The organism is Solimonas terrae, from assembly GCF_011067135.1.
Lineage (GTDB): Bacteria > Pseudomonadota > Gammaproteobacteria > Nevskiales > Nevskiaceae > Solimonas > Solimonas terrae.
On record NZ_JAAMOW010000003.1, the window covers coordinates 185,681 to 208,772 of the forward strand.

Consider the following 23,092-nt stretch of genomic DNA (forward strand, 5'->3'; position numbering starts at 1 on the left):
CGCGGGCGGCGGACACAGCATGAAGCGCAGGTGGTAACGGACGTGCCGGCGGGGGCCGGTGTAAAGGGGCGGGAAGCGGCGCCTGGCGCCGCATATTGGATGCCAAGGATCTTGACTGCACCGCGATACGGAGCTGTTTCCGCGTGTTGGCGGTTGTGGGCGGCGTACGGGTATGAGCATGGCTAAAACTGCCAATGACATTGCGGCGCCTCTGCCGGCCGGAGCGAAGGTCGACGCGCGCAATCCCATCGTGCAGGCCCTGCATGAAATGGCCGTCACCGTGCTTGGCGACCAGTTGCGCACGATGTTCGAGAAAGCCGACGACATCCTGTTCGACTCGGCCGAGAAAGCGCAGTCCAGCGACGAGCAGCGCCTGTATCTCGACACCATGCGCATCGTCCGCGTGCAGCGCGCGCAGATCATCAAGGCGTTTCAGAATTCGCTGGAAGGCGCCCTGTCCCAGATCGGCGAACAGGCAGCTGTCGCGAGCAATCCGTATGGCGATCTGAGCGACATGTCGCAGTGGTCGTTGCAGGACGGCGACCAGCTGGAGGAGCGGATCGCGGTCGCCAACATGGAGACCAAGGCGACCTCCCTGCATTCGCATGAGCTGGTCGAGCTGCAGCGGCGCCTCGCGCGGCTGGCCGACATGAGCGGCGGCGGGTTTTCGCCGGAGGCGATGTCGCCGGCTCGGATCATTCGCGCGTTCCAGGATTCGGTGCACGATCTGCAGGTCGATTTTCCGATCAAGCTGGTGATCTACAAGCTGTTCGACCGCGTCGTCGTCGGTCGCATGTCCGAAGTGTTCATGGGCGCCAACCACCTGCTTGCCGGGCACGGCGTCGAACCCAAGGAAACCGCCGCGACTGCTCCGCGGCGCAACCCGGCGGCGGCCGCGTTTGCCGGCGCCGATGGCGCGTCCGGCGCAGGTGCATCGGGTGCGCCGGCCTGGGCAAATGGCGTCGATGCCGGGCGATTCTCGCAATTCATGGGCGGCGCAGCCGCATCATCGTCCGCGCCCCGCTGGAGTGGTCCAGCCGGCTATGGCGCACCGGCGTCTGCCGGTGCCGGTTATCCGGCATCGTGGCCGGCATACGGGCCGGCCTATGGCAGCCAGAACGCCGGCGGTCCGCCGCCGAACTACGACGATTCCTGGCTCGCACACGACATCTCGCACATCCTGCAGTCGTATGCGCAGGGACAGCAGCCGCAGGCGCCGGCCTGGCTGCCGCCGCAGAATGTCGGGCTGGTCGCCCGGATGTTCGATGGTTACTACAACGATCCGCGACTGCCGGAAGCGATGAAGCCGCTGCTCGCGCGCCTGCAGATGCCGGTGATGAAGGCTGCGCTGTCCGATCCGCAGTTCTTCGCCGATGCCGGCCACCCGGCGCGGCGTGCCAGCAACAGTCTGTATGAACTGGCGCTGCAACTCGGTGCCGGCGGCGCCAAGGTGCCGGACCAGGCCTTCGAGGAACTGCAAAGCCTGGTCGAAGAGGTCGCGCGCACTTTCCAGCTCGATCCGGCGCGCCTGAAGCGGGCGGCGAGCGAGCCGCTCAATGAGGACGTCGCGGACGAGTTCCTGCGCGAGCAGGAGCGGACGCAGAAGAACCGCAATCGCCAGCAGATCGAGCGAGTGCGGCGCATCGTTGCGCACGAACTGAAGATGCGCGTCGGCGAGCGCCGTCTGGCGCCGGGCGCGATGCGCCTGATGCTGTCGGGCTTCGGGCCGCGCCTGTGCGTCGACTACATTCGCGACGGCATCGAGGGCCACGCCTGGAATGCGACGATGGCGCTGGTCGAACGGGTGCTGCAGAGCTTCGACCACGTGCCGCTGATGGCGGCCGACGAACGCGTGCATGAAGAGGCGGAGATCGCGGCGGCCGTGACCAATCGCCTCTCCGAAGTCGGCTTTTCGCAAGAAAAGCTCGAAGAAGTCGTTGCGGGCCTGCTTGAGGCTTATCTCGAACCTTCACCGGTTCCGGCGGCGTCAGTCGCGTCGGTCCATGCAGCCGCTGCCGAGGATGGTGTGCAGGACGAGGCTGGCGCGACCGAGGTGCTGGTCGAGGCTGCAGTGCCGGCTGCGCCGCGGATCACGCCTGAAGAGGAGCTGCTCGGTCTGCTGTCGATCGTGTTGCTGCCCGACGGCTGGTTCACGGTGCTCGATGCGAGCACGCAGACCAAGCACTGGGTGCGGGTCAAGGCCTACTATCCGGCGCAGCATTCGGTGCTGCTGGGTCACTACATGGAACCGCGCTTTCTCAAGTTGCGGACCGCAGTGTTCGCCACCGAGCTGTGCGCCGGGCGGATCGTCGCGATCGACCCGGCGCCCGAGTTGCAGAACGCCATCGCCAGGATCGCAACCCTGCCGATCACGCCCGAGCCGGCGGGTCCGGTGGTCTGGGCGCAGACCTGAGTGCCACCGCGGGGCCTCGCGCCCCGCCTGAAGCCACACGCGCCGCTGCTCGCGCGTCACTGCGAGGACTAGCCCCACGTGTCGCCGGTCAAGGCCTACAAGAACAACGAATTCCTGATGAGCGATGCGGCGCGTGGCGTGCGCATCCTCTGCGAATACGTCGAACCCGAACGACGTTTTCGCCAGACGGACGTGCGCAATACCGTGGCGTTCTTCGGTTCCGCGCGGGTGCGGGCCGGGCAGGGCAGCGACGGCCGTGACTGGTATGCAGAGGCGGCAAATCTCGCCGAGAAGCTGGCGGCATGGACGCACGACGCGCATGAGCTGCGCGAACGCTTCTTCGTCTGCACCGGCGGCGGTCCCGGCATCATGGAGGCGGCTCATGCCGGAGGTGCGCGTGTCGATTCGCAGCTCAACGTCGGGCTCAATATTTCACTGCCGTTCGAGCAGCATCTGAATCCGTACGTCGACGATGCGCACGCCTACCAGTTCCACTATTTCTTCATGCGCAAGTTCTGGCTGGTCAAGCTGGCGCGCGGTGCGGTGTTCTTTCCCGGTGGATTCGGCACGCTCGACGAGCTGTTCGAACTGCTGACGCTGATGCAGACCGGCAAGGTCGTGAACATTCCGATCCTGTTGTACGGACGGGAGTTCTGGGAGGGACTGGTCGATTTTCCGCGTCTCGCCGAGCGCGGCCTGATTTCACCGGAAGACGTTTCGCTGTTTCGCTACTGCGACGACGTCGATGCGGCCTTCGAGATCCTGCGTGCCGAACTGCGGCCGCATCCGCCCGAATCCGAAGGCCTGCGCTGAGCCTTGCAGCCGCCTCAGTTGCGGCGTTTGCGATCGTCGAGATCGAAATCCAGGTCGTCGGCAATCAGATTGCGCAGACGACGCTCTTCCTGCAGCTTCTCGACGTCGCGCCAATCGCGTGACTTCAGCGAAGCGTGCGATTCCTCTTCAGCCGGGATGCTGTCGTCGTCGACCGCTTCGTCGTCGTCGACGAACTCGTCATAGCTCTTGCTGGCTTCAGCTTGTGGGGCCTGTTTCTTAGCTTTGCGCGGCATACCAGTCTCGACATCAAGCCTGCGGAACAAATCGGGGTCACTTGGCGCGCGTTTTTAGCAGGGTTTTTTTGCGACGAAAAGAGGGCGTGATACGCCTTTGAAAATCAAGGCCTTGAATGCATCCCCGGCGACCCTAGGTGAACTGCCGCGCAAATTGCACATGCGCCGCGCGCATCCGGCACTGCGGCTCGGCAGTGCCGGCCCGAGACCCCCGCATTCAGCGCCGCCGCGCTCGCCCGCGAAGGTGCTGGTGTTTTGACAGCCGATCAGTAGAATACGCGTCCTCGTGTGGGGCGATAGCTCAGCTGGGAGAGCGCCGCGTTCGCAATGCGGAGGTCGAGGGTTCGATCCCCTTTCGCTCCACCATACGAAACATGGGCCCGGAATCGTTCGCGATTCCGGGTTTTTTGTGGCCGACGGTTTGCTGCCGGCATGTCGGGCTCGCGATCTGAGCCCGCCGCTGGGCGATACTTCGGTCTCGCATGGAATCGATCTCCGCCCCGCTGTCGGCCGTGCCCGGCTGCCGTACCGACGAATTGTTCGCGCGTCTCGCGGCCAGCGACGGCAGCCGGCCGAGCGTGCTGTGCGCCAGTCATCGTCAGGCACAGGCGCTGCAGCAGGCCTTTGCGCACGCGCAGCTTGCGGCAGGTGCCGAGGTCTGGGAAACGCCGGAGATTGCCGGTTTCGGCAGCTTTGTCGAAAACCTGGGTGCGGCCGCCGCCGATCACGACGCGCTGCCGGTGCTGGGCGACCCCGAAGCCCGCTTGCTGTGGCGAATCTGTGTCGACGAATCGCGCTCCGGCGAACCCTTGCTGCGTGCCGCCGACGCGGCACAACTGGCGGCCGAAGCCTGGAGCCTGTGTCACGAATATCGCCTGAACCTGCCACTCGAGGCGCGCGGTCAGCTCGATGTCGAACGCTTCAATCAGTGGGCAGCGGCCTATCGGCGCCAGCTTGATCGCGTCGGCGCCATCGACCGCGAACTCGCAGAGCAGCGAACCCTGGCATCGCTGCAGCGTGGTGCGCTGGCCGTGCCGGCAGGGCTGGTACTGGTCGGCTTCGAATCGATATCGCCGCGGCTCGCGGACTGGATCGGCGCGCTTGCGGCACGCGGCGTGAGTCTGCATCGGCTGGACGACGCGGCTGCGCCGGTGCGGCCGCGCTTTGTCGTGGCGGCCGACGACGCACTGGAGTTGCGCGCGGCCGCGCAGTGGGCGCTGGCGCGAACGCAGGCGGATCCGCGCGCGCATGTCGCCGTGGTGGTCGCCGATCTGCGTGCACGGCGCGCGGCCGTACAACGCGCGTTCGACGAGGTGCTGTGTCCGCAATTCGATGCGCCGGATGTGCACAGCCCGGCGCGGCCGTACAACCTGACGCTGGGCACGCCGCTTGCCGACTGCGGTCTCGTGCAGACTGCCTTGCGCCTGCTGCAGCTGGCATCGGTCGGTCTCGACTCGGCCGCCGGCAGTGCGCTGCTGTGCGCCGGCAATTGGGGAGCAGGCGAAGAAGAACGGCTGCAGCGTGCGGCGCTTGATGCCCGGCTGCGCCGCGAAGGCTGCCTGCAGCTGGATCTGGCAACGCTGCTGTCATGGTCGCCGCCGGCGCTGCAGGCGCGCTGGCGCGAGCTCGCGAACCTGCTGCCGTCGCGGCGACAGACGCCGGCCGAGTGGAACGAGACCTTCACGAATTTTCTCGATGCAGCCGGCTGGCCCGGGCCGCGCGCGATCGACAGCGAGGAATTCCAGATCCTCGCGCGCTGGCGCGAAGTGCTGGTCGACTTCGGTCGCGTCGAGCGTGTGCTCGGCCGGATTCCGCTGTCGGCCGCGGTCGCGGCCTTGCGCGAACTGACGGAACGCACGCTGTTCCAGCCGCAGTCCGGCGATACCCGGGTGCAGGTGATGGGCCAGCTCGAAGCGCAGGGGCTGTCGTTCGATGCGCTCTGGGTTACCGGGGTCGACGATGAGCGGTTTCCCGCCGCCAGTCGCCCGCATCCGTTCGTGCCGCATGCGCTGCAGCGCGCGCGGGGCTTGCCGCATGCGAGCGCGGAGCGCGAACTGGCCTATGCGCAGGCGCAGCTCGATGGCTGGTGTCGCCGCGCCGGCGCGCTGGTGCTCAGCTACGCGCGCGGCGAAGACGGCCGCGAACGGTCGCCCAGTCCCTTGCTCGCGCCCTGGCTTGACGCGGTCGAAGCCCTGGACGTCGATGCCTTGCCGCAGAGCTGGCGACAGAGTGCGGCGGCGGCCGTCGATGAATCGATCGACGATGCCAGCGCACCGCCGCCGGCAGCGGGTGTCGTGCTCAGCGGCGGGACCCGCGTGCTCGGTGATCAGGCGCGCTGCCCGTTTCGCGGTTACACGCTGCACCGTCTCGCGGTACGCGCCCTGGAAGTGCCGGCCCATGGCTTGCAGGCCTACGATCGCGGCAATCTCGTGCACGCCGTGCTCGAGCGCTTGTGGTCGGTCTGGCGCGAACAGGCGACGCTGCAGGCGTTGGCCGAAGACGAATTGCAGGGGCAGATCGGCGAAGCGGTCGACGCCGCACTCGGTGAACTGCAGCGCAAGGCACCACAGCGTCTGCAGCCGGTGATGCGTGAACTCGAGGCGCAACGTCTGCGCGAGCTGATCCGCGCGTGGCTCAGCGTCGAACGCGCGCGCGCGCCGTTTCGCGTGCTGTCGCTGGAGGGCCGCGATCCGGCCGCCGCCGATGCGACGGAAACCGTGCGCGAGTTCGAGGGCCTGCGCCTGCGTCTGCGTGCCGATCGCGTCGATGCCGACGAGCACGACCGTCGCATCGTGCTCGACTACAAGACCGGCGCTCGCAAGCCGCCACCCTGGGCCGACGGCCGCCCGGAAGACCCGCAACTGCTGCTGTATGCCCTGACCGAAGCGCAGGTCGGCGCACTGGCTTTCGCGCGCCTCAGCGTCGGCGATATCGGGTTGCAGGGCATCGCCGACGATAATCGCTACGGTCCGGGCATCCTCGCCTACCACGACGACAAGGCGATGCGCGCCGTCGCGAGCTGGGACGCACTGCATGGCCAGTGGCGCGGCGTGCTGGCGACGCTGGCGACGGAAGTGCGCGATGGCTGGGCCGCCGTCACGCCCAAGCATCCGCGGCAGAGCTGCCAGGACTGCGGCCTGCACGCGATCTGCCGCATCCGCGAACAGGTCTCGCTGGACGACGGCGAGGAGGTTGCGACATGAGCATCGCCGATGCTGCGGCCCGCGCCCGCGCGCTCGATCCGCGCGGCAGCTTCATCGTTCAGGCGCCCGCGGGTTCCGGCAAGACCGAGCTGCTGACCCAGCGCCTGCTGGTGTTGCTGGCGACGGCCGATGAACCCGAGGAAATCGTCGCGATCACGTTCACGCGCAAGGCGGCGGCGGAAATGCGCGCGCGCGTGTTTCGCGCGATTCGCGATGCCGCGAATGCAGTCGCGCCCGAAGACGCGCACAAGGCGCAGACCTGGCAGCTGGCGAGCGCGGCGCTGGCGCGGTCGCGCAGTCGCGGCTGGCAGCTGGAGGACAATCCGCAGCGCCTGCGCGTGATGACGATCGATGCGCTGTGCATGCAGATCACGCAGCAGATGCCGCTGACTGCCGGTTTTGGCGGGCGCGTGCAGATTGCCGACGAGGCCGAGCCGCTGTATCGCGAAGCGGCGCGCGCCACGCTCGATGCACTGGAAGCGCAGACGCCGTATCGCGATGCGCTGGTCTGCGTGTTGCGACATTTCGACAATCGCACGGCGCTGCTCGAGGATCAGCTGGTTGCGCTGCTCGGGCGGCGCGATCAGTGGCTGCATTTCGCCACCGAGGGTGGACGCCAGGCGCGCGCCGAGCTGGAAGCCGCGCTGCAGGAGGTCGTCGGCAGCGCGTTGCTGGAGGCCGATGCGGCAATCGCGAGCGCGGACCGTACGGCCTGGCTTGCGTCCGCGGCGCATGCGTCGGCGCAGCGGCTTGCCGAGCAGCCGACGCTCGATCTGCACGCGCTGCGCGATGGGGTCTGGCCGCCGGCGACGGCGGCGCAGCTGCCGCGCTGGCTTGCCTTGCTCGATCTGGTATTGACCCGCACCGACGGCTGGCGCAAACGGCTCGACAAGAATGTCGGATTCCCGGCCGGCAAGACCAGGCTCGAAAAGGAACAGCTCGATCCGCCGCGCGACGCGCACCTGGAGTTGATTGCCGCGCTGTCCTCACAAGCCGGTCTGCTCGAACGGCTGCAGGATTTGCGCAGACTGCCGGCGGCTGCCTACGACGATGCGCAATGGCGGGTGCTGCAGGCACTGCTCGACGTACTGCGGCTCGCGGCGGCACAGCTGCGTGTGGTGTTCGCAGCGCACGGCCAGGTCGATTTCGCGGAAGTCGCGGCCAAGGCGGTGGACGCGCTCGGCGGCGACGAGGCGCCGAGCGAGCTGGCGCTGGCCTTCGACTACCGCATTCGCCATCTGCTCGTCGACGAATTCCAGGACACCTCCGGCACGCAGTACGAACTGCTGAAACGGCTCACCGCGGGTTGGCAGGCCGGCGATGGCCGCAGCCTGTTCGTGGTCGGCGATCCGATGCAGAGCATTTACCGCTTCCGCGAGGCTGACGTCGGCCTGTATCTGCGCGCGCGCCGGAACGGCATCGCCCAGCTGCAGTTGCAGACCCTGCAGCTGCAGTGCAATTTCCGGTCGAGAGCCGGTGTCGTCGACTGGGTGAATGCGGCGTTCGCGCAGGTTCTGCCCGCGCAGGAGGACGCCGGACGCAGCGCCGTGCCGTACAGCGCGGCGATTGCGACGCGCGAAGCCGAAGTGCAGGCGGCGGTCTGCGTGCATCCGCGTTTCGACAACGACGCCCGCGCCGAAGCGCGCGAGGTGGTCGGGCTGATCGCGCAGGCGCGCGCCGAGCAGGCCGACGGCAGCATCGCGGTGCTGGTGCGCAGCCGCACGCATCTCGACGAGCTGATGCCGGCGCTGCGCAGCGCCGGCCTGCGCTATCAGGCGGTCGATCTGGAAAGCCTGTCGAGCCGGCCGGTGATCGAGGACCTGCGTGCCTTGACGCGCGCCTTGTTGCAGCCGATGGATCGCGTCGCCTGGCTGGCGATCCTGCGCGCGCCCTGGTGCGGCTTGCGTCTGGCCGACCTGCTCGTGCTCAGCGATGGTCTGTCGCGCGACGCGCCGTTGCTTGATTCCCTGCGTGACGAGGCGCGCAGGGCGCGCACCAGTGGCGATGGCCGTGCGCGCCTGACGAGGACGATGGCAGTGCTTGAGGCGACACTCGCGCAGCAGGGCCGCAAGCCGCTGCGACGCTGGATCGAGTCGGCGTGGCTGGCGCTCGGCGGACCGGCCGCAGTGCGGGAAGCGCGTGATCTGGTCGACGCGCAGCAGTTCTTCGCCAAGCTGGAATCGCTGGCGCGGGGCGCCGGACTGGACGATCTCGACGCGCTGGATCTGGCCTTGCGCAATCTGAAGGCAACGGCCGATCCGCTGGTGGACGGGCGACTCAGCCTGATGACGATCCACAAGGCCAAGGGTCTCGAGTTCGACACCGTGATCGTGCCGGGACTCGGCCGCCGGACGCGCAGCGACACGCCGCCGCCGATCGTGTTCAGCCGTCGCGCCGGCCTGGCCGGCGACGCGCAACTGGTCCTCGCGCCGATCCAGGCGCGCGGCGATCAGGTCGATCCGACCTACGACTTCATCCGTCAACTGGAGACCGACAAGCAGCGTTTCGAAGACGGACGTCTGCTCTATGTCGCCGCGACGCGCGCACGGCGACGCCTGCACCTGCTCGGCGCCGTCGGTCTCGACGATGAGGGTGTACCCAGGCCGCCGGCACCAAGCAGTTTGCTGGCGCGACTGTGGCCGGCGGTCGAGGCGCGCTTTGTCCGGGCGGCTGCCGACCGGGCGCCGCCGCAGCCGGCGCCCTCAGCGTCGCTCGCCGACGAACGCATGGCGCCGCCGCCACTGCGTCGTTTCGTGGCGGGCTGGACGGCGCCGACACTTCCGCAAGGCTTGAGCGCCGAGGCATCGGCGGCGATTGCAGCGGCACCGCGATTCGAATGGGCCGGCGAGATCGCGCGCGCGACCGGCACCGTGTTTCATCGCTGGGCCGAACGTCTGGCGCGCGACGGCCTGGAGGCCTGGGACAGGACGCGTCTCGCGGCGCTGGCCGAGCGCCTGCCGGACGAGCTCTGGCAGGCCGGCGTGCCGCGCGCGCGCTGCGAAGCGGCGTCGACACTGGTGCACCGCGCCATGCGCAGCCTGCTCGACGATGCACGCGGCCGCTGGCTGTTCGATCCGGCGCATCGTCAGGCGCGCAGTGAATGGGCACTGACGGCGCTGGTCGACGGTGTGCCGCGGCAGTTCAAGATCGATCGCAGCTTCATCGATGCCGACGGTACGCGCTGGATCGTCGACTTCAAGACCAGCCGCCACGAAGGCGGCGATCTGCAGGGCTTCCTCGACGAAGAGCGGCGCCGCTACGAAGCGCAGCTGTGCGGCTATGCCGCCGTCCTGCGGCGCTACGGGCCACAGCCGGTGCGGGCGGCGCTGTATCTGCCGCTGATCGACGATGCCGCACGGCGCTGGCAGGTGCTCGATCTGTAAGGCCGTGCGCGGCCGGCAGGCGCGTGGCGCCGGGTACAAAAAAGGCGCGGACGCCGGTCGTGCGTCCGCGCCTGCAATCAAGCAACAGGTTCAGCGTTCGAGCAGGGCGAGTTTGTTCGGCTTGCCGTCCCACTCCTTGTTCTCGGGCGGGTATTCCTGCTTTTCGGTAATGACCGGCCAGAGCTTGGTCAGTTCGGCATTGAGTGCCTTGAAGTCGGCCTGGTCCGCCGGCAGGTCATCTTCCGCGAAGATCGCATTGGCCGGGCATTCCGGCTCGCACAGTGTGCAGTCGATGCATTCTTCCGGGTCGATCACGAGGAAATTCGGACCTTCATGGAAGCAGTCGACCGGGCAGACCTCCACGCAGTCGGTGTATTTGCACTTGATGCAGTTCTCGGTAACGACAAAAGTCATGTTGCGCTCGCGGCTCGAAACGGTCGGATTCTACGGGGCGCACAGTTTAAACCATTGCGTGGGCGCGACGGTCGGCAGAACGGGGGAGTTGCGGCTCCCCCGTTTCTGCTTCACCGGTGCCGCGGCTCAGCGCGGCGCGGCGCCGGCGGCCAGGTACAGACCGGCCAGCGCGTAGCCGGCGCAGGGGCCGGCCGACGCCACCGCTTCGGCATAGCTGAAAGTGCTGCTCTGTCCGTCCGAGCCCTGCACGGTGACGGTCCCGTCGTCATTGAAGGTGACCTGTGAACTGCTGCCGCCGCTGCTGAATTGCAGGCGCCCGGCGCTGAACGGGCTGGCCGCGCCGTTGCTGTCGGTCAGCGGGTCCAGCGTCGAGATCGTCACGCCGCCGCTCGGGCAGCTTGCCCCCGCCGGGCCGCTCAACTTGAAACCGTATTCGCCGCTGATGGTCGTGCCGCTGCTGTCGTCGCTTGCCGTGAACGGCGCGCCGCTCTTGCCGATGTAATAGGTGAAGTCGCCGCTGGTGCTGCCACCCTGGCCGTTGCTGGTGGCAGAAGCGTCGTAGCTGCCGTCGAACGACAGCACGAACCGGTCTTCGCTGCCGCTGCTGTCGGACTTGTAGTCGTCGCGGAAGCGGATGCCCAGCTCCAGGGTGACGTCCGACGAGACGTTGACGCCCTGTCCGGAGCTGCTTTGCGCGAAGTGATAGTCGAGCGAGTACGGACCGCTGTCGTCGCCGATGCGGAAATATTCGACGTACGGGTCGCCGCCCTCCAGAGCGCCGCCTTCGGCGCTGCCGTCAAGCGTGATCTCGACATCGGTCGAATTGCCGTCCTGTTCCTGCGAATCGACGTAGCGGCAGTTGTGGAAGCTGGTCGTGCTGACCGGCAGCGGCTGGCTGGTGAACGGCGAACCGACGTTCTTGCTGGTCGGACCGCTGTCCTCGCTGGTGCCGCCACCCGGGCATGCGTCGCCGGCCTTGGCATGGATGCGCGCCTGCTTGGCGAGCGGCCGGCCGGTGGCGGCAACGCCGGAGGGGCTGTTCGACAGCGCGTCGAGCGCGCCGAGCGCCTGCACCAGCGTGCCGAAGGTGCCGACCTGTTGCTGGGTGCCGGCCGCGCTCAGGTCGGCTGCGCCCACGTCGCCGCTGCCGCTGCCGCCACCACCGTTGTCATTGTTGTCGTTGCCGCAGGCGCTCAGCGCAGCGGTCGTGATCAGTGTCAGGGCGAATGCGGTGGTGCGCACGGCGCCGTGGCTGCGATTTGCAAGCTTGTTCATGAAGTCCCCCATGTGTGTACGCCTGACTTGAGGCGACACCAAGCTTGGGGGCAGCCGATACGCTTGTACGCCCCCGGTTCGGGGGATCGGACTCAGGGCGTTGCGGCGTCGCCGGCGATCTCTGCGCGCTGCGGCGGCCGGGGACGGAAGCTCAGATCGAGGCTGTGCAGCTCGTAGCGCCCCTTGGCGCGATCCTCGAAGAAACGGCGCAGGCTGTGCAGGATCGTCGGGAACGCGATCTCGTCCCAGGGGATCTCGTCCTCGCGCATCAGCTTCACTTCCGAGCTTTCGAAGGTCGGGCCGAAATGCTCGCTGCGCATCGTGCCGCGATGGATCAGATAGACCTGACTGACGTACGGCACGTTGATCACCATCAGCAGATCGTCGACCTGCACGTCGACCTGTGCTTCTTCCTGCGCCTCGCGTGCCGCGCCCTGCGCGCTGGTTTCGCCCAGCTCCATGAAGCCGGCGGGGAACGTCCACAGCCCGAGGCGCGGCTCGATATTGCGCCGGCACATCAGGACCCGTCCGTCGGCATGTTCCGGAATCACGCCGACGATCACCTTCGGATTCAGGTACTGGATGTGGCCGCAGGCCGGGCAGACGTGGCGCGGCAGATGATCGCCGTCCGGGACGCGGAATTCGCTGGCCTGGCCGCAGACATTGCAGAAGTGGATATCGGGATGCATGAGGGATCGTTGCTGGGCGATCCGGCACTATAGGGCGAGTTGCCGGGCTCTGCCCCGGTCGTATGGATGACTTCGGGCGGATATCCCGCTGGCACAGCCGCGAATCCGGCGCATTGGCTGCAGCGCAAGCCGGCCGGTTTCGGCTCACTGGATTTGAGGGGGGAAATCGACGAACATTTCCGCTGCAATCGAAATCAACCGGTCCAAGCCGGGCCAAAGAACGGGGAGGGGAAAATGAAGCACATTCGTTTTGTGCCGTTGAGCGTTATCGCGCTGGGCCTGATGGCCATGAATCCGGTGTTCGCGCAGGACGCCGGCAGCGATGCGTCGGCGGCCGATGCGGCAGGCAGTGCGCCGGCCGATGCGGCAACGGACGGCAGCGCCGATGCGTCCGCAGCCGACACCGGCTCGACCGGCGACGCTGCCGCGACCGATGATACGCAGGCGGCCGGCAGCGACAGCTCGAGCGCCGGCGATGACAGCACCGCCAGCAGCGAGCCCGAGGAGCCGCCGCCACCGCCTCGCAAGCCGTACTACGTCTACGCCGGTGCCGACTACGCCTTCCTGCATGCGTCGCTGTCGAAGGACAGCCTGAAGAATGCACTCGGCGGTGACAGCTTCGACTCGAACTTCTACCGCATGCGCGTCGGCACCCGCCTGTTCAAGCAGATCGGGGTCGAAGCGCAGTTCGGCATCAAGAACGAGAATGGCAACGATCACGACAAGGTCGCCACCAAGCAGATGTATGGCGTCTATCTCGTTCCGACCGGCAACCTGTTCCGCTTCCTCGAAGTGTCGGCGCCAGTGGGTTATTCGCATCTCAAGCTCGAGAACGGCAACGGTGGCGTCAAGTTCGACGCGGTCAGCTTCGGGCTCAACCTCGATGTGCCGCTTTACGTGAATCCGGACAGCCGCCTGCCGGACGTCCGCATCGGCGGCGGCGGTACGGTGTTCTATGCGGAAAGCGCGGCGCGCACCTACGGCTACCACGCCGGCATCCGTCTCGATTTCAAGATCTGAGCGCGGATCGCGGTGAAAGAGGCGGCCGATCGGCCGCCTTTTTCGTGGCCGCCGTCGATTGCAGCCATACAGATTGAAACAAACCGTCGCGTTGCGGTGACGGCCGGGCGCCGCGGCGGCGCTACGATACATCCAGTTCTCGCGTGCCACCCCTGAACCCGCACGCGAGAACGCCCCCGAGCCCCGGCCATGCCGGGGCTCATCTATTTTCAGCGTTCGAAATTTCCAGGCTCGGGTTCTGAGCCTGTCGAGCCCTATCCTGCAACTGCGGTCCGGAATCTCCACCGCTTCGCAGTTCTCACCTGATCTGGCCCGCGCAAGCGGGCCTTTTTTTGCAGATCGTCCGTTGGTGGATGCGGTAACGGTCGCTATAATCGCCGGCCCCGCGCCGAAGTGGCGGAACGGTAGACGCAGCGGATTCAAAATCCGCCGAGGCAACCCCTCGTGAGAGTTCGAGTCTCTCCTTCGGCACCACGCGGGTTCTGATCTCGGCAGCTTCGACGCGTCGCGCTGCTGTGCTGCAGCAAAGTCGCATCCGGCGTCCGGCGCCGCCCATCCGTGCCGCGACCTGCAACATCGCGCTGCAGCACGCTTTTCAGGCACTCGGCCAGCGCATATTCCAGGCAGGGTCCGGAAAACTACCCGTTTGTGTAGTGCCTCATCGCAGGCGCCAAATTACTTTCTCGTCACCAACAAAGGGACGACGACGGCAGCGATCCGGCCGGCGCATCGATAAATCGAGAGAGGAGATCACCATGCGGCATGCACGCATCAGCAGCCATATCCCCGGGCCGAGCCACCATGGTCGGTCTGCGCTCGCCTGATTGATCGTCCGCATCTGCGGGCCATGCCGGCGAGTCGCCGGCGTCAAACGGAACTTACATGGAAAGCTTTCGCTTCAGGCTGGCTGCTCTGGTCATGCGTCATCGCGGTTTGACCGCGATGATCTTCGTGTTGATCACCGCGTTCTTCGCGGTCGGCATTCGCAACGTCGAGTTGAAGACCATCTTCTCCGACCTGTTGCCGAAGGACGATCCGTTCGTGCAGGTGTTCAAGGACCATCCGAACTTCGGCAATCCGCTGACGTTCACCTTGATGATCAAGCACAAGAACGGCGACATCTACAACACCGAGACGCTGAGCAAGGTCTGGCAGCTGACGCGTGACATCGATCTGGCGCCGGGTGTCGACCACGACCAGATCCTGTCGATCGCCACGGAAAAGGCACGCTACGCCGAAGCCACGCCGTACGGCATCGACATGCGGCCGCTCATGGAAGATCACGTACCGTCGACGCCGGCCGAGATCGCCGAGTTCCGCCAGCGCGTCGACAAGTCGCCGAACGCGCGCACCTTCCTGATTTCCGGCGACGAGACGGCGACGCTGATCAACGCCACGTTCATCGAGCAGCGCCTCGACTACGGCGAGGCATTCAAGTACGTGCACGGCCTGGTCGCCAAATACAAGGACGCCGACCACGACGTCTACATGGCCGGCCAGCCGGCGCTGACCGGCTGGGTCTACGCCTACGAGTCGCAGATGTTCTGGATCTTCGCGGCGACGCTCGGCGCGCTGATCCTGGCGCTGGCGCTGTACATGCGCAATGTCGTGGGCATCGTCACGCCGATCGTCACCAGCCTGGTGGCAGCGATCTGGGGGTTCGGTTTCGTCGGCTGGTTGAAGTCACCGATCGAACCGCTGCTGATGATCGTGCCGCTGCTGCTGGTCGCACGTTCGTTCTCGCATTGCGTGCAGTTCACCGAACGCTATTACGAGGTCTATTCGCACGTCGGTGATCGCGTCAAGGCGGCCGAGATCACGATGGGCGTGATGATGGCGCCGAGCGTGCTCGGCATCTTCACCGACATCGTCGGCATCTTCCTGATCGCCATCGCGCCGATCCCGGCGATGGAACGCTTCGCGCTGTTCTGCGGCTTCTGGGCGATCTGGCTGATTCCGACCGGCGTCGTGCTGATCTCGCTGTTGCTGGCGACGCTGCCGGCGCCACGCAATGTCGATCGCCTGATCGGCAAGGGCCAGACCGGCGGCCTGCATCACGGCTTCCAGTCGCTGCTGCGCAACATCGCCAAGCTGTCGTACGGCAGGACCGCGCGCTTCACGACGGTAATCGTTGCGGTGCTCGCGGTGGTCGCGGTCTACGAATCGCTGCAGATCCGCATCGGCAACCCGGTCGAAGGCAGTAATCTGCTGTGGTACGACTCCGAGTACAACGAAGCGGTGCGCGAGATCAACGCGCACTTCCCCGGCGTCAACACGCTGGAGATCGTGCTCGAGGCGAAGAATCCGAACGATCCGGCACGCGTCGCGCGTCAGGCCGACACCGTGATGACGATGATGCGCCTGCAAAGCATCATGGAGCAGGGCGCCAATCCGCCGCGTGCGACGCTGTCGTTCGCCGACTATCTGATGGAAGGCAACCGTCTGTTCGCCGGCGGCAATCCGAAATGGCTGCCGCTCGATCCGGACAATGCCGCCACCAACGCGGCGGCGACGGCCGTGACGGTCGGCTCGAGCTCGAAGGCGTTCTCGCATGTCATCGATTTCGACCAGGAGAACTCGACCGTTTCACTCTGGTACAAGGACAACAAGCAGGGCACGGTCGATGCGGCGCTGAAGGCGGCGAGTGCCGCGGTCCAGGAAGTCGGCATCGATCACGACAAGTTCACGGTGCGCCTCGGCACCGGCACGATCGCCTTGCAGCAGGCGATGAATGAAGTCGTCGAGCGCTTCCACTGGGTCATCATCGGCCTGCTCAATCTCGTGATTCTCGCCGGTTGCAGCCTGGCTTACCGCTCGCTGGTCGCCGGCCTGATCCTCCTGATTCCGGTCAATCTCGCGAACTTCATCCTCAACGCGGCAATGCACCTCATCGGCATCGGCCTCGACATCAATTCGCTGATGGTGGCGGCGATCGGCGTCGGTGTCGGCATCGACTACGGCATCTATCTGCTGTCGCGCATCTGCGAGGAATACCACGCGCAGGACAAGGATTGGGGCCGTGCCATCACGGCGTCGCTGACGACGACCGGCAAGGCGATCATGTTCACGGCGACGATCATGTTCATCGGCATCCTGCCCTGGTATTTCCTGTCGGGCCTCAAGTTCATGGCCGACATGGGCCTGCTGCTGGTGCTGACCATGCTCATCAACATGGTGCTGGCGCTGGTGGTACTGCCGCTGCTGGTCTGGCTGGTCAAGCCGCGCTTTGTCGAGCGCAAGGACCTGCTGGTCGGCGAGGGCGTCGATCTCAGCCAGTTCACCGCCGAGGGTCAGCACGACAATTCGGTGCCGGGCCATCTGGCCGGAGCCATGAAGTGACGAACGGCCGCACCCAAAGCCGTCGTCCAGCCGTATGCATCAAGCGAGTCCGTGCGCATCTTGCGTCGCGGATGTCTGCCCGAAGCTGAGTCTTCCGGCCCTAAAAGAAGCAAGCGTGAGGAGAAGTCGAAATGCATATCCGTAAATACGACGTCGATTACGGTCGCCGGGCTCTGCTGCAGAAGGCGGCGCTCGGTGCCGGTGCCGGCGTGCTGGCGCCCCTCTGGCCCCTGATTGCCAGCGGTGCCGACACCAGCAAGGCCTATCCCGACGAGAACATGTCGGTGGAGATGTACACCAAGGGCAAGGTCAAGACCGGCGACTATGTGACCGCCGCCAATGTCGATGCCGTCAAGAACCTGCTCGACCCGATCACCTACAAGCAGGTCAAGGAGATGGGGCGCAAGATCAAGATCGTGCCGACCGTCACCGACGCGAGCCTGCTGTATCCGATGGGCTTTCTCGAAGCCTCGCTGAAGAACAAGGGCAAGGCCAAGTTCGATGCCACCGGCAACATCGTCGAGGCAGCCAGCGGCAAACCCTGGATCGGCGGACTGCCGTTCGCGGACGCCAAGGATGCCAACGAGGCGATCGCCAACCTGACGCTGTCCTGGGGTCGTCACGACTACTGCCAGTACGCGATCCGCCAGTGGGATATCGCCCCGGACGGCAATCAGGCCTACCAGTACGATTTCGTCTGGGCCGAGCTGCAGGCGCAGGCGCGCGTCGACGGCACGGTGTTCCAGGGCAAGGACGATCTGCTGCGTCTGCAGTCGGTGTGGTTCACGGCGCCGCAGGACACTGCCGGCAGCTCGTTCCTCAGCACCTGGTACTACGACCAGCGCAAGTTCCCGGATCTCTACGGTTACCTGCCGGCGTTCCGTCGCGTTCGCCAGTTCCCGACCAACCAGCGCTTCGAACCGCTGCTGCCGGGCATCACCTGGTTCCTGTCGGATGCCTGGGCCGCCGGCGATCCGATGCTGACCTGGGGCAACTACAAGATCGTCGGTCGCCAGCCGATGCTCGGGGCCGTCAGCCAGAACTGGCATGGCAGCAGCAAGAACTGGGAACTGCCGGTGCACGGTGGTCCCAAGGGTCAGACCTTCTTCGACACCAACTTCTCGATGTGTCCGGAATGCATCGTGCTCGAGGCGGAGCCGACGGGTTATCCGCGTGCGCCGGTCGGCAAGAAGCGCGTGTGGATCGACGTTCGCAACCAGCAGTTCGTGGCGTACATCACCTTCGATCGCCGCGGCGAGATGTGGAAGTCGTTCGAGCCCGGCTGGTCGCGCTACCAGGACGGCAGCGCGATCGTGAAGGATGCCAAGGGCAATTCCGACTGGTCGTGGACCTACGTGTTGAGCCACGACATCCAGGCCAACCGCATGAGCCGCATCATGCATACGGAATCGACCTCGGGTGGCTACAAGTCGCAGCTGTCGACCAACGGCGTCGACGTCTACAACAAGTACCTCACCAATCAGGCGATCCAGCGCCTGGGCACGGCCTGATCGTATGGCACTCCGCGACTGTTTGGTCGTCGTCGCCGCGGCGCTCGTTTCGAGCGCCGCCGGCGCGGCGGAGCCGCAAGCGGCGCTGTCCCCCGTGGTGTCGGGAACCGTGCATCAGGCACTGTTCTCGATCGCCATGGACGGCAAGAACGGCTATGCGACCGGGGCTGCCGGCGAAATTCTCGGTACCGACGACGGGGGGCAGACCTGGAAGGCGATGACCCCGGCGCCGACGCCGCTCAGCCTGCTCGGTGTCACGACCAGCGGCGGGCGCACGCTGGCGGTCGGCCAGAAAGGACTGGTGCTGAGTCTGCAGGACGGCAAGTGGAAGCCGATCGACAGCGGCAGCACGAGCCGCCTGTTCTCGGTACAGGTCAATCACAAGGGCGATGCCCTCGCGGTCGGCGAATTCGGCACCGTGCTGGTGTCGAGCGATGGCGGCCAGCACTGGCGCAACGCGGCGCCGGACTGGAACAGCATCACCGAACACGGTGAAGAACCGCATCTGTACGACGCGCTGGTCGATGACAGCGGCGCCATGACGATGGCCGGGGAGTTCGGCCTGATCCTGCGCAGCACCGATGGCGGCGCCAGCTGGCACGAGCTGCATCGTGGCGACGCGTCGATCTTCGGCCTCGCGTTCGATGGGCAGGGCCGCGGCTATGCGGTCGGCCAGGTCGGGACGGTGCTGCGTACCGACGACGACGGCAAGACCTGGACGACGCTCAGCTCAGGCAGTCAGGCCAATCTGCTCGCGGTACAGCCGATCTCGCATGACGTGGTCGTCATCTCCGGCGTGCGCGGCAGTCTGATCACCCACGACGGTGGCCAGTCGTGGCAGACACGTGCCGAGGGGCCCCTGGGCAGTCTCTGGTTCTCCGATCTGGCCGGCACGGCGGACGGCGTTCTGGTCGTGGGGCAGGCGGGTGAGATGGTACGCATGCAGCCGTAACAGCGGCACGCGGCAGCGAAGCTGCATGGGAGGCGGCGACCACAACGGTTGTCGCCAGTCAGAGTCGCAGTGGAGGGGACAATGAAAAGCATAAAGCGGAATCCCAAGCGGTTCCTGGGCAAGCAGGATCTGGTCAAGAGCGGTCTGCTGGCAGCGATCGCGGTGTTCGCGTCTGCAGCCCAGGCACAGGATGACGGCAACAGCTGGTGGGACAACGTGGACTTTTCGCTGGGCGGCTTCATCCGTCCCGAAGTCGCGGTTTCGACCAGCAGTGACGACAACCCGGCCAATCAGCGCGGCAACACCTTCAACGAACGCTCGATCGCGCGTCAGGCCTACGTGCCGCCGGCGCTGATCGGCACTATCACCCAGGACGTGCTCGGCATTCCGCTGCCGGATACCAACACCTGGACGACGCTGCCGGTTCCGACGCTGCTTGCCAGCGACGCCAATTCGCCCGGCGTGCGCGGCATCGACAGCTCGACAAACACCGGCAGCCCGATCCGCGGCGTCGACAACAAGTTCAACTACCAGATCCTGCGCGGCGAGCTCGAACTCGGCGTCCACCTCAACAGCGACCTGACGCTGATCAGCCGCCTGCGCGCGATCTACGATCCGGGCTGGTACGACGACTTCAACGCGCACAGCCTCGATGGCGTGCAGGGTGGCATCAGCGGCGGCATCCCGTCGTTGTACCAGGGTTCGCCCGACTACTTCGACTATCGCGTCGAAGGCGACAAGCACCCGAATCCCCTGGAATGGACCGGCAAGAACTACCAGGTCTATTTCCCGGCGCTGTTTCTCGAATACAACCACGGTCCGCTCAATGTGCGGATCGGCAATCAGCAGATTGCCTGGGGCCAGGCGATCTTCTTCCGGGTGCTCGACATCGTCGACGGTCTCGACCTGCGTCGTCACTCGCTGCTTGACTATGCGCAGGAGGAGTTCTCCGACAAACGCGTGCCGGCTCTGGGTCTGCGTATCGGCTACCAGCTCAACGACGACATCCTCGCCGATGCCTACGTGCAGAAATTCCAGCCGACGGTGCTCGGCAATCCGAACACGCAATACAACATCATCCCGGTCGCTTTCACCGTCCACGACATGTACCACGAGGGCGGCTACGAGAATAAGCTCAACTACGGCCTGCGCCTGAAAGGCAGCTACGGGCAGTGGGGTTTCCAGGCCGTCGCCGCCGAGCGCTACAACCCGGATGGCGTGTATCGCTGGACCCAGTCGGGCGTCAACAAGGATCTGCCGGACACGCCGGGATCGCTCGGCAATCTCGTCAACACGACGATGGCGCTGCGCGGCAAGACTTCGGGTGAGGTGCTCGCCGGCACGCCGTTCGAAGCCTCGCCCGGTGGTGTCTATTCGGCGCAGGAATGGTTCAACTACGCGGCCCAGGTGCGGCTTGACGGCATCAACGGCCTGAACGCGTCGATCGACGAATTCCCGGACTCGCAGGCGATCTACGCCAGTCACGTCGACAACTACCAGCAGGCGGTCAACGAGCTCAACACCTTCTTCATCGCCGCCGGTGGCTCGCTGCGCGGGCACATCGCACGTGACTACTATCGCGAACAGGTCTATGGCCTCGGCGCGAGCTACGTGACCGACGGCGCGCCGGGCAGCATCCTCGACCAGTTGATCATCAACCTCGAGGCCAGCTACACGCCGAACAAGAAGTTCACGAGCACGACGCTGAGTCAGAAGCCGATCACCGACAACTCGGTGATCACCGCCCTCGTGCTGGAGAAGTACTACCGCTTCTCCGAATCGTTCCCGGCGACCTACTTCGTGCTGCAGTACATGTACCGCAATGTCGACGATCTGTTCGGCCGCTCGCTGAAGGGCTACGGCGGTACCGAAGAGAAGATCCCGGACGGGGTGCACGGCGCGAACTACGTGGTCTTCGCCTTCCAGCAGCCGTTCCCGAACGATGTCTATCGTGTCGGCTTCGCAACACTGTACGACCCGCGCGGCAGCATCCTCGTGCAGCCCGGCCTGAAGTGGAAGCCGAGCGGTGCCTGGACGGTCGAAGGCTTCTACTCGTACATCAACGGCAAGCTCGGTGGTGTCAATCCGAACAACACCCTGCTGTCGACGATTGACTTCGCCGACGAGGCCACCATCCGGGTGACCTATCAGTTCTGATCCGCGCGTCTTCCCTCCTCCCCGTGGATGCGGATCCATCGACGGCCGAGCAATCGGCCGTCGTTTCTTTTTTCAGAGCGGCGTGTTCGCAAAGAGATCGTCATGAGACTGCTGCGTTACGACCACGACTACAGCCGCCGTCACTTCATGAAGTCGCTGGCGCGCGGCGTGGCGGGCGCCGGCGTGCTGATGCCGCTGTGGGACGCAATCGCGCAGTCCGGCGATGCGAGCAAGGCCTATCCGGACGAGCTGCTGTCGATCGAGGGATACACCAGGGGCCGGCTCAAGAACGGTGACCTGATCACCGCCGCCAACGTCGATCTGGTGCGCGATCTGCTGGAGCCGATCAAATACCAGCAGATCAAGACCATGGGCCGGCGCCTGAAGCTGGCGCCGACGACCGGCGACATCACCAGACTCAGCCCCTGGGAATATCTCGAAGCGACACTGCGCAATCGCGGCAAGGCACAGTTCGACGGCAACGGCAACATCGTCGTCGACGGGGGCAAACCCTGGATCGGCGGCAATCCGTTTCCGGATGCAAAGACCGGCATCGAGATTTTCGCCAGCATTACCCTGAGCTGGGGCCGGCACGACGCGGCGTTCTACGCGATCAAGGAATACGATCTCGGCGTCGAGGGTGACGTGCGCTACAACTACGACGCCGGCTGGGCCGAGATGTCACCGGTGGCGCGCGTCTGCATGGAGCCGATGCCGTACTGGCCGGCGCACGAGGACAAGCTGCGCTTCCAGTCGATCTTCTTCGCCTCGCCGGACAGCGCCAAGGGCACCTCGTTTCTCAATGTCTGGCCATACGACCAGCACAGCTTTCCGGACCTCTACGGCTATGTGCCGGCGTTCAAACGCATCCGCCAGTTCCCGACCGATCAGCGCTTCGAGCCGCTGATTCCGGGCTCGACGCTGTATCTGTCCGACGCCTGGACCGCGGGCGATCCGCTCTACACCTGGGGCAACTACCAGATCATCGGTCGTGGTCCGGCGCTGGCCGCGATCTCCGGTGGCTGGAATGCCGATCATCCGAACTGGGAACACAAGACCCACGGCGGACCGAAGGGCAAGACCTTCTGGGACACGACCGTCGAACTGGTGCCGGAGGCGATCCTGGTGTCGGCCGAGCCGACCGGCTTCAAGCGCGCGCCGGTCAGCAAGAAGCACGTCTGGTTCGACGCGCGCACGATGCTGCCGATCGCGATGGTGACCTTCGACCGTCGCGGCGATCCGTATCATTCCTTCGACGGCGCCTACGCGCTCTACGAATCGGGCGAGCATCGCTTCATGGACGGCAGGCACCCGTACTGGTCCTGGGCGCACGTCCACGCCTTCGATATCCAGACCGGACGCATGACGCGGCTCGAGCAGGTGAAGAGCATCACCGGCGGCCATGCGACGGCGGTCAACGATCCGGCGATCTACGACCGTTACCTGACCAATGCCGCGCTGATGCATCTGGGCAACGGCTGACGGCGCAGTCGCGCACGCCGGTCGGCTTCGATCCGGTTCCGCTGGTCGATCCCGCTGAATCGCTGCCGCGCATGGACGGCGGGCGCGGCTGCCGCGGGCGTACGATACCGGCACCTGACCCATTCCTAAGGGTGGGCCGTCGCGCTGCGGAGCGTTGGAGACTGCGACGGACCAAAACACGACGAGA

At 65.9% G+C, this 23,092-nt stretch carries 14 protein-coding genes and 2 tRNA genes; 12 read left to right on the forward strand and 4 right to left on the reverse strand.

Translation table 11 applies throughout. The features are described 5' to 3' along the window. Positions 1–172 precede the first annotated feature (172 nt). Together G7Y85_RS06840 and G7Y85_RS06845 are read left to right on the forward strand one after the other, a co-directional pair. The gene (locus tag G7Y85_RS06840) at positions 173–2,413 is read left to right on the forward strand and encodes a DUF1631 family protein (RefSeq protein ID WP_166253906.1); all 2,241 of its coding nucleotides are present in this window, start codon (positions 173–175) and stop codon (positions 2,411–2,413) included. A 78-nt stretch (positions 2,414–2,491) separates the two neighbouring features. After that, on the forward strand, positions 2,492–3,226 hold the full coding sequence (locus G7Y85_RS06845; RefSeq protein ID WP_166253909.1) for an LOG family protein: 735 nt from the start codon (positions 2,492–2,494) through the stop codon (positions 3,224–3,226). Positions 3,227–3,240: 14 nt separating this feature from the next. Here G7Y85_RS06845 and G7Y85_RS06850 read toward each other — a convergent pair whose 3' ends face one another. Continuing rightward, the gene (locus G7Y85_RS06850) at positions 3,241–3,480 is read right to left on the reverse strand and encodes a PA3496 family putative envelope integrity protein (RefSeq protein ID WP_166253912.1); all 240 of its coding nucleotides are present in this window, start codon (positions 3,478–3,480) and stop codon (positions 3,241–3,243) included. A 290-nt stretch (positions 3,481–3,770) separates the two neighbouring features. Between G7Y85_RS06850 and G7Y85_RS06855 the strand changes: the two genes are divergently transcribed. From G7Y85_RS06855 to G7Y85_RS06865, 3 genes are all read left to right on the forward strand, one after another. After that, positions 3,771–3,846, forward strand: a tRNA-Ala gene (locus G7Y85_RS06855). Between the two features lie 116 nt (positions 3,847–3,962). Further along, the gene (locus G7Y85_RS06860; RefSeq protein WP_166253917.1) at positions 3,963–6,683 is read left to right on the forward strand and encodes a PD-(D/E)XK nuclease family protein; all 2,721 of its coding nucleotides are present in this window, start codon (positions 3,963–3,965) and stop codon (positions 6,681–6,683) included. Continuing rightward, positions 6,680–10,066, forward strand: a complete 3,387-nt coding sequence (locus tag G7Y85_RS06865) for a UvrD-helicase domain-containing protein (RefSeq protein WP_166253921.1) — start codon at positions 6,680–6,682, stop codon at positions 10,064–10,066. The genes G7Y85_RS06860 and G7Y85_RS06865 overlap by 4 nt, the downstream gene beginning before the upstream one ends. Positions 10,067–10,156: 90 nt before the next feature. Here the strand turns inward: G7Y85_RS06865 and fdxA are convergent, their stop codons facing one another. The 3 genes from fdxA to G7Y85_RS06880 all read right to left on the reverse strand — a co-directional run bounded on the left by fdxA (position 10,157) and on the right by G7Y85_RS06880 (position 12,444). Beyond that, positions 10,157–10,480 carry a ferredoxin FdxA gene (gene fdxA, locus G7Y85_RS06870; protein ID WP_166253924.1) on the reverse strand — a complete coding sequence of 108 codons (324 nt, stop codon included), beginning with the start codon at positions 10,478–10,480 and terminating at the stop codon, positions 10,157–10,159. Between the two features lie 126 nt (positions 10,481–10,606). Further along, positions 10,607–11,755, reverse strand: coding sequence for a hypothetical protein (locus tag G7Y85_RS06875; RefSeq protein ID WP_166253927.1), 1,149 nt, complete (start codon positions 11,753–11,755; stop codon positions 10,607–10,609). A 92-nt stretch (positions 11,756–11,847) separates the two neighbouring features. Beyond that, complete coding sequence (locus tag G7Y85_RS06880) at positions 11,848–12,444, reverse strand: NUDIX hydrolase (RefSeq protein ID WP_194241129.1); 597 nt, start codon at positions 12,442–12,444, stop codon at positions 11,848–11,850. A gap of 234 nt (positions 12,445–12,678) precedes the next feature. Here G7Y85_RS06880 and G7Y85_RS06885 point away from each other — a divergent pair, with 234 nt between their 5' ends. The 7 genes from G7Y85_RS06885 (at position 12,679) to G7Y85_RS06915 (ending at position 22,905) form a co-directional block, all read left to right on the forward strand. Continuing rightward, positions 12,679–13,464 (forward strand): hypothetical protein, encoded by a 786-nt coding sequence (locus G7Y85_RS06885; protein ID WP_166253930.1) that lies wholly within the window; start codon positions 12,679–12,681, stop codon positions 13,462–13,464. Between the two features lie 387 nt (positions 13,465–13,851). Beyond that, a tRNA-Leu gene (locus G7Y85_RS06890) sits at positions 13,852–13,938 on the forward strand. Between the two features lie 408 nt (positions 13,939–14,346). Beyond that, the gene (locus tag G7Y85_RS06895; RefSeq protein WP_166253933.1) at positions 14,347–16,803 is read left to right on the forward strand and encodes an efflux RND transporter permease subunit; all 2,457 of its coding nucleotides are present in this window, start codon (positions 14,347–14,349) and stop codon (positions 16,801–16,803) included. A gap of 131 nt (positions 16,804–16,934) precedes the next feature. Next, positions 16,935–18,314 carry a DUF1329 domain-containing protein gene (locus G7Y85_RS06900; protein WP_166253936.1) on the forward strand — a complete coding sequence of 460 codons (1,380 nt, stop codon included), beginning with the start codon at positions 16,935–16,937 and terminating at the stop codon, positions 18,312–18,314. A gap of 4 nt (positions 18,315–18,318) precedes the next feature. Beyond that, positions 18,319–19,266: a WD40/YVTN/BNR-like repeat-containing protein gene (locus tag G7Y85_RS06905; RefSeq protein WP_166253939.1), complete on the forward strand. Its 948-nt coding sequence runs from the start codon at positions 18,319–18,321 to the stop codon at positions 19,264–19,266. A gap of 81 nt (positions 19,267–19,347) precedes the next feature. Then, a complete protein-coding gene (locus G7Y85_RS06910; RefSeq protein WP_166253942.1) occupies positions 19,348–21,423 on the forward strand; it encodes a DUF1302 family protein in 2,076 nt (691 codons plus the stop codon). Positions 21,424–21,525: 102 nt separating this feature from the next. Next, positions 21,526–22,905, forward strand: a complete 1,380-nt coding sequence (locus G7Y85_RS06915; RefSeq protein ID WP_166253946.1) for a DUF1329 domain-containing protein — start codon at positions 21,526–21,528, stop codon at positions 22,903–22,905. Positions 22,906–23,092 lie beyond the last annotated feature (187 nt).